Raw genomic sequence first — 16,671 nt, 5'->3', positions numbered from 1 at the left:
GCTCCATCTCCCGCCTGCCGCCATTCCGTCCGTCCAACCCGCCTCAGGATACGCGCCGGGCCTCAGCATGAGGCACTCCCCGTCAGCGAAGACTTAAGCGAACGGGATTGTATCGCGTCCCTCGCATGCCGAGGGCCGTCGCCCAAGCGTCAGGCCGTCGCTGTCCTGGGAGGCCGGGGGCGGACCAGGATTCCAGCAACACGGGGTCGGATCATCCGATCAGGCCCCGCACGAGCGCGCGGAACTGATCGCCCCGATCCTCGAAACTCTTGAATTGGTCGTAGGAGGCACAAGCCGGCGAGAGGAGGACCACCGGCTCCGGCGCCTCTGACCGGGCAGCCGCTTCCGCCGCCTGCTTCGTCGCCACATCCAGGGTGCCGCAGCGGGTGTAGGGCACCCTCCCCTCCAGCGTCGCGGCGAAGGCGTCGCTCGCCGCGCCGATCAGGTAGGCATGGGCGACGCGGTCGAACAGAGGCGCCAGCAGGTCGATGCCGCCCTCCTTCTGCTTGCCGCCGAGGATCCAGTGGACGTCGCGGAAGGCGGTGAGGGCCTTCTCGGTGGAATCCGCGTTGGTCGCCTTGGAATCGTTGACGAACAGGACCCGCCCGTGACGGCCGACCTCCTCCATCCGATGCGGCAGGCCGGGGAAGCTCTTCAATCCGGCACCGCTCTCGCCATCGGTCACCGCGAGAGCTTGGACGACGGCAATGGCGACGGCGGCGTTCTGCCAGTTATGCGCTCCGCGGAGCGACCCGATGCCGGATAGATCGGCGATGGCCTCCCCGGAGCGCCCGGCCACGATCCCGTCGCGGACGGTCAGCCCATCCACATCCTGCAGCGCGACACCGATCCGTACGAGGGGTCCCCGATGCCGGTCGGCGATGGCGCGGCTCGGCTCGTCGTCGACGCCGATCACCGCAAGGGCGGAGCCCTGAATCAGTCGTTCCTTGATCGCCGCGTAGTTCTCCATCGTCCCATGCCGGTCGAGATGGTCCGGCGTGATGTTGAGGAGCACGCCGACGCTCGGGTTCAGGGACGGCGTCAGATCGATCTGGAACGAGGACAGTTCGATGACGTGATAGCGCCCCGGGGCCGGCGGCTCCAGCGACAGGATCGCCGTTCCGATGTTCCCGCCCATCTGAACGTCGAGGCCGGCTTGGCTCAGGATATGTGCGATCAGCGCCGTGGTCGTGGACTTGCCGTTGGTGCCGGTGATGGCGACGAAGGGTGCATCGGGGGCGATCTTCGCCCGCTCGCGGCAGAACAGTTCGACATCGCCGATGATCTCGATCCCGGCCGCCTTGGCGAGATCCACGGTCCAATGCGGCACGGGATCGGTCAACGGCACGCCGGGCGCCAGGATGAGAGCGGAAAAGCCCGACCAGTCGGCACCGCGCAGGTCCGCGGTGGGAATGCCCTGTTCCTGCGCCCGCGCCATGCTGGCGGGATTGTCGTCGCAGGCAACGACCCGAGCACCACCGGCCTGGAGCGAGAGCGCTGTGGCAAGGCCGGAGCCGCCCAGACCGAACAGGGCGACCGTGCGGCCGGCGAAGGTAGTGGCGGGGGTCATGCGGGTCTCGAACTCGACATCTGCTCGGCCCGTCTCCCGCCCTCTACCTCGTCATCCTGAGGCGGATCGGTGGGCAAACGGGCGATCGCGGAGGATCATCGTACCACGTTCAGCGCAGCTTCAGCGTCGCGAGGCCGGCCAATGCCAGGATCACGGCGATGATCCAGAACCGGATCACGACCTGCGGCTCCTTCCAGCCCTTCTGCTCGAAATGGTGGTGGATCGGCGCCATGCGGAAGACGCGCTTGCCGGTGAGCTTGAACGAGGCGACCTGGATGATCACGGACATGATCTCCAGGACGAACAGGCCGCCGACGATGGCCAGCACGATCTCGTGCTTGGTGGCGACAGCCACGGTGCCGAGGAGGCCGCCGAGGGCGAGGGACCCGGTATCGCCCATGAAGATCTGGGCCGGGGGCGCGTTGAACCACAGGAAGCCGAGCCCGGCGCCGATCACCGCGCCGCAGACGACGGCGAGTTCACCGGTGTCGCGGACGTAGTTCACCTGGAGGTAGCCGGCGGTGAAGACGTTGCCGACGAGGTAGGCGATGACCCCGAACGTGCCGCAGGCGATCATGACCGGCACGATGGCGAGGCCGTCGAGACCGTCGGTGATGTTCACCGCGTTGCCGGCGCCGACGATCACGAAGCCGGCGAACAGGACGTAGAACCAGCCGAGGTTCAGGAGCGCGTCCTTGAACACCGGGAAGGCGAGCTGGTTCTGCAGCGCGGGCGCCGAATAATACGAGATCAGGGTACAGGCGGAGATGGCGATGGACGCTTCGAGCAGCAGCCGGAACTTGCCCGAGAACCCCTTATGCGACTGCTTCGTCACCTTGAGGTAGTCGTCGTAGAAGCCGATGGCGCCAAAGCCGAGGGTCACCGCGAGGGTCACCCAGACGAAATGATTGCGCGGATTGGCCCAAAGCAGGATCGCCACGATGGCGCCCGCCAGGATCATCAGCCCGCCCATGGTCGGCGTGCCGCGCTTGGTCAGATGGGTCTGCGGCCCGTCCTCGCGGATCGGCTGGCCCTTGCCCTGGCGCAGGCGCAGCAGCGAAATGATGAGCGGCCCGAACCAGAACACGAACAGGCCCGCCGTGAACAGCGCGCCGCCGGTGCGGAAGGTGATGTAGCGAAAGACGTTGAGGGGCGTGAGCGTGCCACTCAGGTCCGACAGGAGATACAGCATCCAGCACCCGGTCGCGGTTTGTCTGACGATGGACGATACGGGGTTGGAGGAGGCCGCGCGCCTTTCCGTCCCCGCCGTGTCGCCCGGTTCGCGGGCGCTCCCGGCGAAAGACCGGGACTGACACGGAGGTCTATTGGCGGATCGCGGCCTGCGCCGACTCGGCGCGGTCCACGGCGCCCGCGTAGCGGGCTTTGAAGGCTTCGACAATGCGGCCCATGCGGATGCTGTTCGAGCCCTTCACCATCACGGCGTCTCCGGCGCGCAGGGCAGCGAGGAGCGGATCGACGAGATCCGACGACATTCCAGCCGAGACGCCGCGCCGGCTCACCGGCAGCGCCTCGAACAGGTGGCGCATCAGCGGGCCGGCGGTGAAGACGAGATCGATCCCGGCTTCTTCCACGGCCGAGGCGAGGGCCCGGTGGTGCTCTTCCGCCGCCGCCCCGAGTTCCAGCATGTCGCCGAGGACCGCGATGCGGCGCCCGCGCGATCCGGTCTCGATCCCGGACAAGGTGGCCAGGGCCGCGCGCACCGAGGCCGGGTTGGCGTTGTAGCTCTCGTCCACCAGGAAGGCCTCGCCGTCCCGAAGCTTGAGCGCCGTGCGCTCGCCGCGCCCGACGGGGGGCTTCAACGCGGCCAGGGACAGGGCGGCACGGGCGAGGTCGGCGCCCAGGGCATGGACCACCGCCATGACGCCGAGGGAATTCATTGCCGTGTGCCGTCCCGGCGTTCCGAGCTGGTAGGTGACGGGAATACCCATCACCGATGCGTCCACCACGGAGAGATCGGGCCGCATGACGATACGAAGCGCCCTGATATCGGCCTCCGGATGCTCGCCGAACGTGACGACGCGGCCCGCCTTCGAGGCATGCGCATGGGCCAGCAATCGCGAAAAGTTCGGGTTGTCGCGGTTGATGATCGCGGTCCCGCCGGCGCTCAGCCCGGAAAAGATCTCGCCCTTGGCGTCGGCGATGGCCGAGAGCGAGGCGAAATGCTCGATATGGACCGGCTCGACCGTGGTGATCAGCGCGATGTCCGGCCGGACCATGGCCGTCAGCGGCACGATCTCGCCGGGATGGTTCATGCCGATCTCGAACACGCCGTAATCGCTGTCGGCGGGCATCCGCGCCAGGGTCAGCGGGACGCCCCAATGGTTGTTGTAGGAGGCGATGGACGCATGGGTCCGCCCCTGCGCGGAGAGGACGTGGAGCAGCGCCTCTTTCGTGCCGGTCTTGCCGACGGAGCCGGTGACGGCGACGATGCCGGCATGGCTGCGCCGGCGGGAGGCCGCACCGAGGGCACGCATGGCGTCGAGGATCGGATCCTCGCCCGCTCCCGACACGGCAAGGACGCCGCCCGCCCCGGCGAATTCCTCGGCCCGGTCGGCGGCGACCACGGCCGCTCCGGCACCGCGCCCCAGGGCATCGCGAACGAAATCGTGTCCGTCCCGCGCCTCGCCGCGAATGGCGAAGAACAGGTCGCCCGGCTGCAGCGTCCGCGTGTCGATGGAGGCACCGGTGACCGGCTTCGGATTGCCGAGCAACGTGCCGCCGGTGGCGGCTTCCAGGGCCTCGGGGGTCCAGAGGGGGGTCGTCATCGGGTGGACTCATGCATGGAGCGGCCGCGCGCGTACCCTCCCCCCTCTGCGGGGGAGGGTGGCCCGCGAAGCGGGTCGGGAGAGGGGAGCGCCGTATCCGGAGAGGTCGTCCCCTCCCCCGCCTGCTCCGCAGGCACCCTCCCCCGCAGAGGGGGGAGGGTGAGACGCGCTGAAATCAGCGATTCTCTCTCGGTCGATCTCACGCCCCCACCTCCGCGATTGCGGCCCGGATCACCTCGTGATCCGAAAACGGGAGCACTTGTGAGCCCACGATCTGGCCGGTTTCATGACCCTTGCCGGCGACGACCAGGACGTCGCCGGGCCGGAGCCCGCGCATGGCGGTGCGGATCGCCTCGGCCCGGTCGCCGATCTCGATGGCGCCGGGAGCGGCGGCGAGGATGGCGGCGCGGATCGAGGCCGGATCTTCGCTGCGCGGATTGTCGTCGGTCACGATGACGAGGTCGGCCTTGCCTGCCGCGATGGCGCCCATGAGCGGACGCTTGCCGGCGTCTCGGTCGCCGCCGCAGCCGAAGACGCAGACGAGGCGGCCGGTGGCGAAGGGGCGTAGCGCGTCGAGCACGCTCTCCAGCGCCTCCGGTTTATGGGCGTAATCCACGAGGCAGAGGGCGCCGTTGACCTCGCCGATCCGCTCCATGCGGCCGGGTACGCCGGTGAGGTGTTCGAGGGTGGCGAGGATCTCGGGCATGCGCGCGACCCCGACGGCCTGCCCGACGAGGCCGGCGGCCAGGAGAGCGTTCTCGACTTGGAAGGCGCCAACGAGCGGCAGACGTACGCTATAGGCGGCCGGCCCTCCCGGACCTGGCCCATGCACCGTCAGAACCTGGGCGAACCCCTCGGTGGTCGCGTCGATTAGGCGAAGATAGCCGCCGTGACGTCCAGTCGTATGGAGTTCATGCCCAGTGGCATCGGCGGCTTCCATCACTCTACCGACGTAGGGGCCATCGGCATTCACGACAGCGGGCCGGCCATCCGGAAGGAGCGTCGTGAACAGCCGCAGCTTAGCCTGGAGATATTCCTCGATGGTCGCGTGGTAATCGAGGTGGTCGCGGCCGAGATTGGTGAAGCCGGCGACGGCGAGCGTCACGCCGTCGAGGCGACGCTGCTCGATCCCGTGGGACGAGGCCTCCATGGCGAGATGGGTGATGCCGTCATCGGCCAGCCGCGCCAGGGTCTCGTGCAACGAGACCGGATCGGGCGTGGTGAGCGAGCCGTATTGCGCGCCGCGATCGGTGACGATGCCCACCGTGCCGAGGCTCGCCGAGGCGAGCCCCAAGCGCGACAGGATCTGGCGGACGAAATCGGCGACAGAACTCTTGCCGCTGGTTCCGGTGACCGCGATCACGGTCTCCGGCTGGCGGCCGGAGAAGCGCGCGGCGGCCAGAGCCAGGGCCCGGCGCACGTCGGGAACGGCGATCCAGAGAGCCTCGGCCGGCAGGTCGGCGGGCCGGTCGCCCTCCCCCAGGATGGCCACGGCGCCATCCGCGAACGCCTTGGCCGCGAAGGTCTTTCCGTCGACCTTGGTTCCCGGCACCGCCACGAAGACGCCGCCGGGAACGACCCGGCGGCTGTCGGCGGTGATGCCATGCACGGCGTTTCCCGACGCCGCACCGAGGTCGGCGTCGGGGAACAATCCGCCGAGGGTCATGCCGCTCATCGTCCGTCGAGCATCGTCGCGTGATACGCGCCGAGCTTCACCATGAGGGGGAACGGCTTCACCGGCGGATCGAATTGCGGCGGCAGGCCGATGATCGGGGCGACGCGCTCGATCACCCGGCCCGTGACGACGCCGGAGTTCCAGGCGGCGGTGGCGTAGCCGCCGGATTCCGGCAGGCCCTGCGGCTCGTCCATGATGGTGACGAACAGGTATTTCGGGTTGTTCATGGGCGCGGCGGCCATGAAGGTCGTGAACAGGCGGTTCTTCACGTAGCGGCCGTGGATGACCTTCTCGGCCGTGCCGGTCTTGCCGCCGACATAGTAGAGCGGGATCGAGGCCTTCTTGGCCGAGCCCTCCACCGCGTTGAGGCGCATGATGAAGCGCATCGCCTCGCTAGTCTCGGGCTTGAGCACGCGGGTCGCCTTCTTCAGCGCCTCCGCCTCGGTGGTCTTGAGGAAGGTCGGCACGATGAGGTTGCCGCCATTGGTGATGGCGCCCACCGCCGCCGCCGCCTGGAGCGGTGCCACCGCGAGACCGTGACCGAAGGCGATGGTGATGGTGTTGATCTCGGTCCAGCGCGAGGGAACGATGGGCTCCGCGCTCTCGGGCAGTTCCGTCCGCATCCGGTCGGTGAGGCCCATCTTCTTCAGGAAGGCCTTGTGACCGGGCACGCCGATGCCGAGCGCCATCTTGGCCGAGCCGATGTTGGAGGAGTGGGTGAACACCTCCGGCATGGTGATGGTGCGGTTGGTGCCGTGATATTCGTGGATCTTCTGCCGGCCCCAGGTGAGTACGCCGCCGCGCGTGTCGAAGGTGGAATTGACGTTGTACTTGCCGGAATCGAGGGCCATGGCCAGCGTCATCGCCTTGAAGGTCGAGCCCATCTCGTAGACGCCGACATTCATCCGGTTGATCCGGTCGGGATTGTTCGCCTCGGCCGGGTTGTTGGGGTCGAAATCCGGCAGGGAGGCAAGCGCGATCACCTCGCCGGTGGTCACGTCGAGGATCATACCCGCCGCGGCCTTGGCCTTGAAGTGGTCGAGGCCCCAGGCCAGTTCGTCGCGCAGGGCGAACTGCGCCCGCAGGTCGATGGAGAGCTGGACCGGGCGGAGATCGGTGGATTTGGCGACGAAGCCGAGGCTGTTGAGGTCCTTCAGGCCGGTATTGTCGATGTACTTCTCGATGCCGGCGATGCCGATATTGTCGAGGTTGGTCACGCCCAGGATATGGGCCGCCGCCGTGCCGTTGGGGTAGACGCGCTTGTGGTCGGGCAGGAAGCCGACGCCCGGAATGCCGAGGCGATGCACCTCGAGCTGTTGCTTCGGGGTGATCTCGCGCTTGACCCAGACGAAGCCCTTCTTCGTCGAGAGTTTGGCGCGCAGGTCGGTGGCGTTGAGCTCGGGCAGGACGGCGGTGAGGAGCTCCACCGCCTCGTCCTTGTCGTAGATGTTCTTCGGCTCGGCGAAGACCGAGACCGTGCGGATGTCGGTGGCGAGGATCTCGCCGTTGCGGTCGACGATGTCGGGCCGGATCGCGGTGGTGGCCGCGGCGGCGACGCGGTTGTCGCCGTTATCGGCCTGGGGGAAGGCCGCCATCGCCACGAGCCGGCCGGCGATGGTGAGGAAGACCACCGCAAAGCCGAGACCGACGAGGCCGACGCGGGCATAGGACCGCTCGATGGCCAGATGGAACATCGCCCGCACCACGCCCATCACCGTCCAGGTCGGACGCGCGGCGGCCGCCGGCTGCGGAGCGCTCTCCTGAGCGTGGACATCCCCGGCCTCTTCGGCGGTGTGGGGCGCGTGATCGTGAACGGTCTCGTCTGACACGGGACTACCTCGAAACCGTATTGGGCGTTCTGGTGGTTTGGACGGTGGTCGTCTTGGTCGCCGACGCGGTGGTCGTCGGCTTGGTGGTCGTCGTGCGCGTGGTGATCGAGCCGGTCGTCCTCGGCTCGTCGGCGGTTTTCACCGCCGACTTTTCCTTGGGCGTCGCGGTGGCGGCCAGCAGGCGGCCGATCTCGTCGCCGCGGTCGGGACGCATCGGCAGGTCGGAGAGGCGGCCGAGATGGTTCACGCCGATGGGCTCGAGGGCGAGATGGCGCTCGACGGCGGCCTGCAGGCGATCGGGCCGGGTCAGGAGCTGCCACTCGGCCCGCAGCACCGCGATGGCCTGCCGCTCCTTGTGGAGCTGGCTCTTGGCCTTCGAGACCTGGCCGGCCTGATACAGCGTGTCGTACTTGATCGAGTAGGCGTAGATCGCCGACCCGATCAGGCCAAGGATGGCGAGGACGTTCAGCAGACGGATCACCGACGCACTCCACCACTCTTCGAGACGAGGTGACCGCGCTGGGCGGGAAGGGCCGCCAGCGCTTCGATGGCGGCCAGCGGCGGCGCGACGGGCGCCATGGTGCGCTCGGCGGCCCGGAGCTTGGCCGAGCGCGAGCGCGGATTGGCATGGATCTCGGAATCCGAGGCCGTCACCGGCCCCTTCGTCACCATGGTGAAGCTGCGCGGGGTCGGCGCATCGGCGCTCGGCAGGTGGCGGGAGGCCTGGGCCGCCCGGCCGCTGCGCGCGGAGAAGAACTGCTTGACGATGCGGTCTTCCAGCGAATGGAAGGTGACCACCGCGAGGCGCCCGCCGGGCCGGAGGATCCGCTCGGCGGCATGCAGCGCCTGGACGAGTTCGCCGAGTTCGTCGTTCACGGCGATGCGCAGCCCCTGGAAGGTCCGCGTCGCCGGATGGATGCCGCTGGCGGGATCCGCCCAGACCACGCTCGACACGATCTCGGCGAGCGCCGCCGTGGTCTCGATCGGGCCTTTCCGCCGTGCCTCGATGATGGCGCGGGCCACCGCCCGCGAGCGGCGCTCCTCGCCGTAATGGTAGATGATGTCGGCCAGCGTCGCCTCCTCGGCGCCGTTGACGAGATCGGCGGCGCTCTGGCCGGCGCGCTCCATGCGCATGTCGAGGGGGCCGTCGTTACGGAACGAGAAGCCCCGGTCGGCCTGGTCGATCTGCATCGAGGAGACGCCGATATCGAGGACGACGGCGTCGGCCGTCTCAGTGCCCTGCTCCCGGAGGAGGGCATCGAGCGTGCCGAACCGGCCCGGCACCAGGGTCAGGCGCCCTTCGGAGGCGGCCACGAGGCCCGCGCCGCCGGCGATGGCATTGGGATCACGGTCGATGGCGAGGACGTGCACGCCCGGATCGGCCTGCAGCATCGCACGGGTGTAGCCGCCCGCTCCGAAGGTGCCGTCCACGGCCAGGGACGCGCCGGTCAGCGCGAGCGAGGCCACGACCTCCGTGAGCAGCACGGGAATGTGGGGCGGGGCCGCCGCCGGGCCGACGGGGAGGTCGTCATGGAGGACCGTCATGACGCGAACCGGCCGATGGCGGAGCTCGGGACGCGCCGGAGCGAGACGTGCCGAAGCGGAACGGGTCGAGGACGCCGAACGGCGACGGAGGAATGGATGTGATGCATGCGTCCCTGCGGCGGGCATCGACCGCTCCGAGGCGGCCGGAAGAGACGGGACGGCAAAGGAAGACGAGGCGTCGCGGACGCGGCCCGCACTTCGCCCCAGGCGAGCGCCCTGTGCGTCCGCCGTTCCCAAAATCGCCGCTGACGAAGTGATTCCGGGTAACATGAGCCTCTGAGCACCGTCAACGCGCGGACCCGCATGGGCGCCGTCGAGACCGATCAGACCTCAGCAAGGTTAACCGACGGTAAGTTTCGTCGGTTTTATGCAGCCTATTCGATGCGTGGAAGGACGCTCGCCGGGTGCGGGCGGGAAGCGGATCAGCCGGCCTTTAAGCCGGGTTCTGTAGGGCCCGGGAGCGAGCTCCCGGACGTGGCGGCCATTCCTCTGGGACGATCGTTACCGAACGCCTCGAGCAACCAACCCGGGCGACGAGCCTGGAGAGAGGGCCTGCCCCGTCCTGTCGGACCGAGCGTGTCGCCCCTATTCGGTTTTGCTCCCGGTGGGGTTTGCCGTGCCGTCCGCGTTGCCGCGTCCGCGGTGCGCTCTTACCGCACCCTTTCACCCTTACCCTGCATGAAGCAGGGCGGTCTGCTCTCTGTGGCACTATCCCTGGGGTCGCCCCCGCCGGACGTTATCCGGCACCGTCTCTCCATGGAGCCCGGACTTTCCTCCCCGGTTCGCACCGGAGCGGCCGCCCGGCCGACTGATCCGGCGCGGATGTGCGCCGCCATCGCGCCCGAGGTCAAGGAGCCGGATGCCCATCCGAGCGCCATGGCGGGATTTTGTTCGGCGGCTTGTTCGACGATCCGCGCGGCCCTAGCTCCCCTTGTGGGCCACCCCCGTCGCGGCGGCCCGCCAACGTGAGGAGGTGACCATGGCAACGAGCGATTCGGCCTGGACGCTCGAAAACGTATCCGAACTCCGGACGCTGGCGCGCGAGCGCGTGCCGGTTTCCATCATCAGCCTGAAGCTCAAGCGGCCTATCGAAGCCGTCTCGGCCAAGCTCGCCGAACTCGGCATCACGCCGGCCAACGAAGCGGGCGGCGCCTAAACAGGTTCGCATTGGCCTTTGGTGTGTCGCAGGTTTTGGGACGCAAAACCGGTGACCACCTTTGCTAAACCTGCGTAGCATTGCAATGCCATGAGCGGGGCGCGCGATGACGTGCCCCGCGAGGTCGCGGTCCTACCAGGAGCCGGTATTCTCCATCGAGGCCCACGGCTCCTGCGGCGCCTTGGCCTCACCCTTCTGCAGGATCTCGATAGAGATTCCGTCCGGCGACTTCACGAAGGCCATGTAGCCGTCGCGCGGCGGCCGGTTGATGGTCACGCCCTTGTCCTGCAGGCGCGCGCAGAAGGCGTAGATGTCGTCCACCTGATAGGCGAGATGGCCGAAATTGCGCCCGCCGGAATAAGTCTCCGGATCCCAGTTATAGGTGAGTTCCACCTGGGGCGCCTTCGTCTCCAGGGCCGTGTCATAATCGCCGGGGGCCGCGAGGAAGACGAGGGTGAAGCGGCCCTTCTCGTTCTCCACGCGGCGGGTCTCGCGCAGGCCGAACGTGTCCACGTAGAAGGCGAGCGCCTTGTCGAGATCCGCCACGCGGACCATCGTGTGCAGGTATTCCATGGGTTGGGTTGTCTCCGGTTGATGCCGCCTATGTGGCCCGGCTATGCCAAGCGTCAACGCCGCCGGGCCTCCGACGCTCCCGCCCCCTCTCACCCGAGGGTGGACGCCGAGCGGGCCGACGACGCGGAGCCGTTCTTACTCCTCGCTCTCGATCAGGACCGACCGCATGCGCACCGAAAGCCCGACCCTGATCCGTCTCGAGGATTACCGGCCGAGCGACCACCTCATCGACACCGTGGCGCTCGACGTTCGGCTCCACCCCCGCGAGACCAGGATCGTCGCGACCCTGGCCCTTCGCCCGAATCCGGACGGACGCCCGAACGCGTCTCTCGTGCTGGATGGGGACGATCTCGCGCTGACGCGGCTGTCGCTCGATGGCGAAATCCTCGATCCGGCGGCCTATTCCGCCACTGCCTCGGCGCTGACGGTGCACGAGCCGCCGCAAAAGCCCTTCACGCTGACGATCGAGACGCGGGTCGACCCGACCGCCAACACCAAGCTCATGGGGCTCTATCGGTCGAGCGGCGTCTACTGCACCCAGTGCGAGGCCGACGGCTTCCGCCGGATCACCTACTTCCTCGACCGGCCCGACGTGATGTCAGTCCATACGACCCGGATCGAGGCCGATGCCGACGAAGCGCCCGTCCTTCTCGGCAACGGCAACCTGACGGAATCCGGGCCTGCCGGCCCCGGCCGCCATTATGCGATCTGGCACGATCCGCACCCGAAGCCCGCTTATCTCTTCGCCCTCGTCGGCGGCCGCCTCGACCGTGTGTCCGCTGAGTTCACCACGATGGAGGGTCGCCCCGTTTCCCTCGCCGTCTACGTGGAGCCGGGCAAGGCGGACCGGGCCGCTTATGCCCTCGACGCCATCGCCCGCTCGATGACCTGGGACGAGGAGGCGTTCGGCCGCGCCTACGATCTCAATGTCTTCAACGTCGTGGCGGTGTCCGACTTCAACATGGGCGCCATGGAGAACAAGGGCCTCAACATCTTCAACGACAAATACGTCCTCGCCTCGCCCGACACCGCCACCGATGCCGATTATGCGGCGATCGAGCGGATCATCGCCCACGAGTATTTTCACAATTGGTCGGGCAACCGCGTCACCTGCCGCGACTGGTTCCAGCTCTGCCTGAAGGAAGGTCTCACGGTCTTCCGCGACCAGGAATTCTCGTCCGACATGCGCTCGCGTGCGGTCCATCGTATCGACGAGGTCAGGACGCTCCGAGCCCGCCAGTTCCCGGAGGATGCCGGGCCGCTGGCCCATCCGGTCCGGCCCAAGGCCTATGCCGAGATCAACAACTTCTACACGGCCACCGTCTACGAGAAGGGCGCGGAGATCGTGCGCATGCTGCGCAGCCTGATCGGCGCCGCCGCCTTCCGCGCCGGGATGGACCGCTACTTCGCCGACAATGACGGGCGAGCCGCTACGGTGGAGGATTTCCTCGCCGCGTTCAGTGCCGAGACCGGACGCGATCTGTCGGCTTTCGCGCGGTGGTACGAGCGGCCGGGAACGCCGGTGGTCGGCGTCGAGGGGGAATACGACGCCACGGCGCGCACCTATCGCCTGCGCTTTCGCCAGCGCTTGGCGGGCGCAGAGGACAGCCCGCCTCTCGTCATCCCCATCGCCCTAGGCCTCGTCGGCGAGGGCGGGCCCATCGCCGCGTCCTGCGAACGCGTCAGTGAGGGCGTCTTCGTCCTCGACCGCGCCTCGGACGAGATCGTGTTCTCCGGGGTCGGCGAAAGGCCGGTCCCGTCCCTGCTCCGGGGCTTCTCCGCCCCGGTCCGGATCGAGTTGGCATCAAGCGATGCCGACCGCCTGCGGCTGCTCGCCCGCGACACCGACGCGTTCAACCGCTGGCAAGCGGCCCAGAGCGTCGCCATGCGCCTGATCGTCGAACGGACGAGGGCCGATGCCCCGCCGGCGGATGATGCGGGACCGCACGCGCGGGCCTTCATCGAGGCTCTTTCCACCTTCCTCGATGCCGAAGCCTTGCGCGATCCAGCCTTCGCCGCCCTCGTCCTCGGTCTGCCGAGCGAGGGCGACGTCGCCAACGAACTCGGCGGCGACATCGACCCCGATGCGATCCACCGCGCCCGGCGGACCTTGCGGCGCCAGATCGGGCAGGGTCTCGGACGACGACTGGACTCCCTCCACACCGCCATGGCCGAAGCGGCGGGCCTGACCTTCAGCCCCGATGCGGCCTCGGCCGGGCGCCGGGCCCTGCGCAATGCCGCCCTCGACCTCATCGCCGCGGCGGACGGAGCGCGAGGCGGCGAACTCGCCGCCACCCAGTTCGCCGAGGCTGCGAACATGACCGACCGGCTGGCAGCCCTCTCCACCCTGGCCGCGATACCGGGCGAAGCGAGGGAGGCGGCACTCCATGCCTTCGGCGCCCGTTACGCCGACGAGCCGCTGGTCCTCGACAAGTGGTTCGCCATTCAGGCGATGATCCCGGAGGAGGGCACGATCGCCCGCGTCGCCGCGCTTCAGAACCATCCGGCTTTCGCCATCACCAATCCGAACCGGGTGCGCGCTCTTCTCGGAACCTTCGCCATGGCGAACCCGACGCAGTTCTCCCGGCCCGACGGAGCGGGCTTCAGATTGATGGCGGACGCGATCCGAACCATCGACGGCACGAATCCACAGCTGGCCGCGCGGCTTCTGACCGCGTTCGGATCATGGAAAATGTTGGAATCCGGACGGCGGACTCAAGCCACGGCCACGCTTGGCGAATTCGCCTCCGCCGCGGGGCTTTCGCGCGACGTGGCCGATATCCTCGGCCGGACACTCGCGGATGGTTAACGCTTTCTAAAATAACATCAAATTCGAATTATCGATTCTCTGAATCCGATTGTCACACTGAGCCGAGAGTCAAGGACATCGCCAAGAATTTCGTGGACAAGTTGCCTGTGGAAATGCTGAATTGAATACGATTCGAAGCGTGACTCACCCCACGCCAAGGAACGACTCATCCACAGCTGCGGGGACTTGTCATGCTGGAGGCGGATTCCGCTTCCCTCTCCGCACGTGCGGATACGATTCTTGGTATTCACCGCCCTCAGACCGCGGCCCATACCCGGTTCGTCCGTGCCGAGATCTGGCTCCGCTATGCGGTGCCCGCCTTTCTGGCCACGTTTCTCGTCTGCCTGGCGGCTGGCGCGGCACTGCAGCTGCGCGGCGAGCGCAGTGAGATCCTGCGCGATACGGTCTCCGACATCGAGACCTTCACGCGCCTCGTCACCGGCGCCCTGGCGGATGTGGAGGCGACCACCCCCGCGATCCGGTCACGCCTGGAAACGCTTCTTCCCGTCTCCCTGATGCCGGCCGGACGCCAGATCCTGGTGACCTCGGCGTCAGAGACCATCCTCGGCGCCCACCCGGCACTGACGGACCTGAGCGGGACCCTGACGGACCGCCTCGGCGAGATGCAGGCGCTCAGCACGCTGGGCGAGCGCGCCGGCGTGATGGCCCTCACCCTCGCCAACGGTGAGCAGGCCTTCGCGGCCCTGCGGACGCTTCCCAAAGGCCGCGGCCAGATCGCCGTGATCCAGCCCATCGCGCCGGTCCTCGACGCCTGGGCCATACGGATGCGGCATCAGGTGGTCCTCTACGGCGCCGCCGCCCTCGTCATCCTCGGAATCGGAATCGCCTACGCGCTCCAGACCCAGCGCGCCTACGCGGTGGACAGGCTCTGCGAGCAGATCAAGCAGCGGCTCGACACGGCCCTCGGACGCGGCCGCTGCGGATTGTGGGACTGGGATATCCCGCGCGGCCGGATCTACTGGTCGGATTCGATGTACGCCCTGCTCGGCTACCGCCGGGAGCGGGAGTTCCTGTCCTTCGGGGACGTGAACGCCCTGGTCCATCCCGATGACGGCGACCTCTACGCCCTGGCCCGCCAGCTGGCCGCGAGCCAATCCACCGTCGATCACGAGTTCCGCATGCGCAGCGCCAATGGCGGCTGGATCTGGCTGCGCACCCGCGCCGAGATCGTCCCCGATCAGGTCGATGGCGGACGTCACCTCGTGGGCATCGCCCTCGACGTCACCGAGCAACGCCAGCTCGCCGAATCCAACGCCACCGCCGACATGCGCCTGCGCGACGCGGTGGAGGCGATCTCTGAAGCCTTCGTGCTGTGGGACACGAGCAACCGCCTCGTCCTGTGCAATTCAAAGTTCCGCCACCTCCATGCCCTGAGCCCGGACGACGCGATTCCCGGCAAGCGCTACCATGAGATCATGGGCCGAGGCGTCCTGCCGCCGGTGCGTCGCGAACTCCGCGAGATCGAGGCCTCGTCGGCGACAGCCCGCACCTTCGAGGCGGAACTCACCGATGGCCGCTGGCTCCAGATCAGCGAGCGGCGGACCAAGGACGGCGGCTACGTCTCGGTCGGCACCGACATCACCAACCTCAAACGTCAGCAGGAGCAGCTCGTCGCCTCGGAGCGGGAGCTGATCGAGACGGTCAAAGACCTGAAACGCTCGCGCCGGACGCTGGAACTGCAGACCCATCAGCTCGCGGACCTCGCCGAGCGCTACCTCGACCAGAAGGCTCAGGCCGAGACCGCCAATCAGGCGAAGTCCGAGTTCCTCGCTACCATGAGCCACGAGCTGCGCACGCCGCTCAACGCCATCATGGGCTTTGCCGAATTGATGGAGAGCGGAGTCTACGGGACGCTCGGCTCCCCGCGCTACACCGAGTATTGCCGCGATATCCGCTCCAGCGGCGACTACCTGCTCTCGGTCATCGACGACATCCTCAACATGTCGCGCATCGAATCGCACCGCGTCCGCCTCGCCCTTCGGGAAGTGCCCCTCGACGGTGCGGTCCGGAATGCGCTGAAGCTGGTGACCGAGGCGGCCAGGGCGAAGTCGCTGACCATCGCCGTCGACGTCGCCACCGACCTGACCCTGCTGGCCGATGGACGCGCCCTGCACCAGATCCTGCTGAACCTCATCCAGAACGCGGTGAAATTCACCCCCGGAGGCGACGGGCGCATCGTCGTCAAGGCGCGCCCCTCCGGCGACCAGGTCAACATCTTCATCGAGGATAACGGGATCGGCATCCCGAAGGCCGCCCTGCGCCGACTCGGCTCGCCCTTCCAGCAGGTGGAGACGAACCTCACCCGCACGCACAAGGGCTCCGGGCTGGGGCTCGCCATCGCCCGCTCCATGGCGGAACTGCATGGCGGTTCGCTGCGCATCCGCTCGGAGGAAGGCCTCGGCACCATCATCATGGTGCGCATGCCGATCCCGACGGCGGAACGGCGGCGCGACCTCGTCGCCGCGAGTTCCGACGAGACGGTGGACTCCCTGCGCGAGGCATCGGGCGCACGGCCCCGCGGCGGGGCAGGAACGGCCGGAATGCAGCCCCGGACCCAGGCGGCCGTATCGGTCTGACGGCGACCATCCTCGCCGTCAGGCCGCGTTCTTCGGACAGGGAGGGTCGGCGAGCTGCGACACCGACCCGTCGGGCTCGATCCGCACCCTGTGCTCGGTGGGCCGCATCCTGCCGGACTGACGGCCGGCGG

11 protein-coding genes and 1 other RNA gene are annotated in these 16,671 nt (G+C 68.2%); 3 read left to right on the top strand and 9 right to left on the bottom strand.

All coding sequences use genetic code 11. From position 1 onward, the window contains the following. Positions 1-211 precede the first annotated feature (211 nt). The 8 genes from murD to rnpB all read right to left on the bottom strand — a co-directional run bounded on the left by murD (position 212) and on the right by rnpB (position 10,217). Positions 212-1,570 carry a UDP-N-acetylmuramoyl-L-alanine--D-glutamate ligase gene (murD, locus tag K368_RS0108635; protein ID WP_027172035.1) on the bottom strand — a complete coding sequence of 453 codons (1,359 nt, stop codon included), beginning with the start codon at positions 1,568-1,570 and terminating at the stop codon, positions 212-214. 109 nt (positions 1,571-1,679) lie between these two features. Next, entirely contained in the window at positions 1,680-2,762 is a 1,083-nt protein-coding gene (gene mraY / locus K368_RS0108630; protein WP_027172034.1) for a phospho-N-acetylmuramoyl-pentapeptide-transferase, read from the bottom strand. Between the two features lie 130 nt (positions 2,763-2,892). Then, complete coding sequence (locus tag K368_RS0108625; protein ID WP_027172033.1) at positions 2,893-4,356, bottom strand: UDP-N-acetylmuramoylalanyl-D-glutamyl-2,6-diaminopimelate--D-alanyl-D-alanine ligase; 1,464 nt, start codon at positions 4,354-4,356, stop codon at positions 2,893-2,895. A 199-nt stretch (positions 4,357-4,555) separates the two neighbouring features. Continuing rightward, entirely contained in the window at positions 4,556-6,031 is a 1,476-nt protein-coding gene (locus tag K368_RS0108620) for a UDP-N-acetylmuramoyl-L-alanyl-D-glutamate--2,6-diaminopimelate ligase (RefSeq protein ID WP_027172032.1), read from the bottom strand. After that, positions 6,028-7,860 carry a penicillin-binding protein 2 gene (locus K368_RS0108615; protein WP_027172031.1) on the bottom strand — a complete coding sequence of 611 codons (1,833 nt, stop codon included), beginning with the start codon at positions 7,858-7,860 and terminating at the stop codon, positions 6,028-6,030. Before K368_RS0108615 ends, K368_RS0108620 begins: the two co-directional genes overlap by 4 nt. 4 nt (positions 7,861-7,864) lie before the next feature. Further along, positions 7,865-8,341 carry a hypothetical protein gene (locus K368_RS0108610; protein ID WP_027172030.1) on the bottom strand — a complete coding sequence of 159 codons (477 nt, stop codon included), beginning with the start codon at positions 8,339-8,341 and terminating at the stop codon, positions 7,865-7,867. Continuing rightward, positions 8,338-9,405 carry a 16S rRNA (cytosine(1402)-N(4))-methyltransferase RsmH gene (gene rsmH / locus K368_RS0108605; RefSeq protein ID WP_027172029.1) on the bottom strand — a complete coding sequence of 356 codons (1,068 nt, stop codon included), beginning with the start codon at positions 9,403-9,405 and terminating at the stop codon, positions 8,338-8,340. The genes K368_RS0108610 and rsmH overlap by 4 nt, the downstream gene beginning before the upstream one ends. Before the next feature lie 418 nt (positions 9,406-9,823). Continuing rightward, an RNA gene (gene rnpB / locus K368_RS25725) (RNase P RNA component class A) lies at positions 9,824-10,217 on the bottom strand. A gap of 167 nt (positions 10,218-10,384) precedes the next feature. On the opposite strand from rnpB, the gene K368_RS27035 reads away from it, so the two are divergent. Then, the gene (locus K368_RS27035) at positions 10,385-10,561 is read left to right on the top strand and encodes a hypothetical protein (protein WP_197030998.1); all 177 of its coding nucleotides are present in this window, start codon (positions 10,385-10,387) and stop codon (positions 10,559-10,561) included. Positions 10,562-10,693: 132 nt separating this feature from the next. On the opposite strand, the gene K368_RS0108595 is transcribed toward K368_RS27035, so the two are convergent. Beyond that, positions 10,694-11,134 carry a VOC family protein gene (locus K368_RS0108595; RefSeq protein WP_018045183.1) on the bottom strand — a complete coding sequence of 147 codons (441 nt, stop codon included), beginning with the start codon at positions 11,132-11,134 and terminating at the stop codon, positions 10,694-10,696. A gap of 166 nt (positions 11,135-11,300) precedes the next feature. Here K368_RS0108595 and pepN point away from each other — a divergent pair, with 166 nt between their 5' ends. Both pepN and K368_RS0108585 read left to right on the top strand, forming a co-directional pair. Then, positions 11,301-13,943, top strand: coding sequence for an aminopeptidase N (gene pepN, locus K368_RS0108590; protein ID WP_027172028.1), 2,643 nt, complete (start codon positions 11,301-11,303; stop codon positions 13,941-13,943). Between the two features lie 191 nt (positions 13,944-14,134). Then, complete coding sequence (locus tag K368_RS0108585) at positions 14,135-16,540, top strand: ATP-binding protein (RefSeq protein ID WP_027172027.1); 2,406 nt, start codon at positions 14,135-14,137, stop codon at positions 16,538-16,540. Positions 16,541-16,671: the final 131 nt, after the last annotated feature.

Origin of the sequence: Methylobacterium sp. 10, from assembly GCF_000519085.1 — a bacterium.
Lineage (GTDB): Bacteria > Pseudomonadota > Alphaproteobacteria > Rhizobiales > Beijerinckiaceae > Methylobacterium.
The sequence above is the reverse complement of the archived record's forward strand: the minus strand, read 5'-3'. Positions and strand labels throughout refer to the sequence as shown.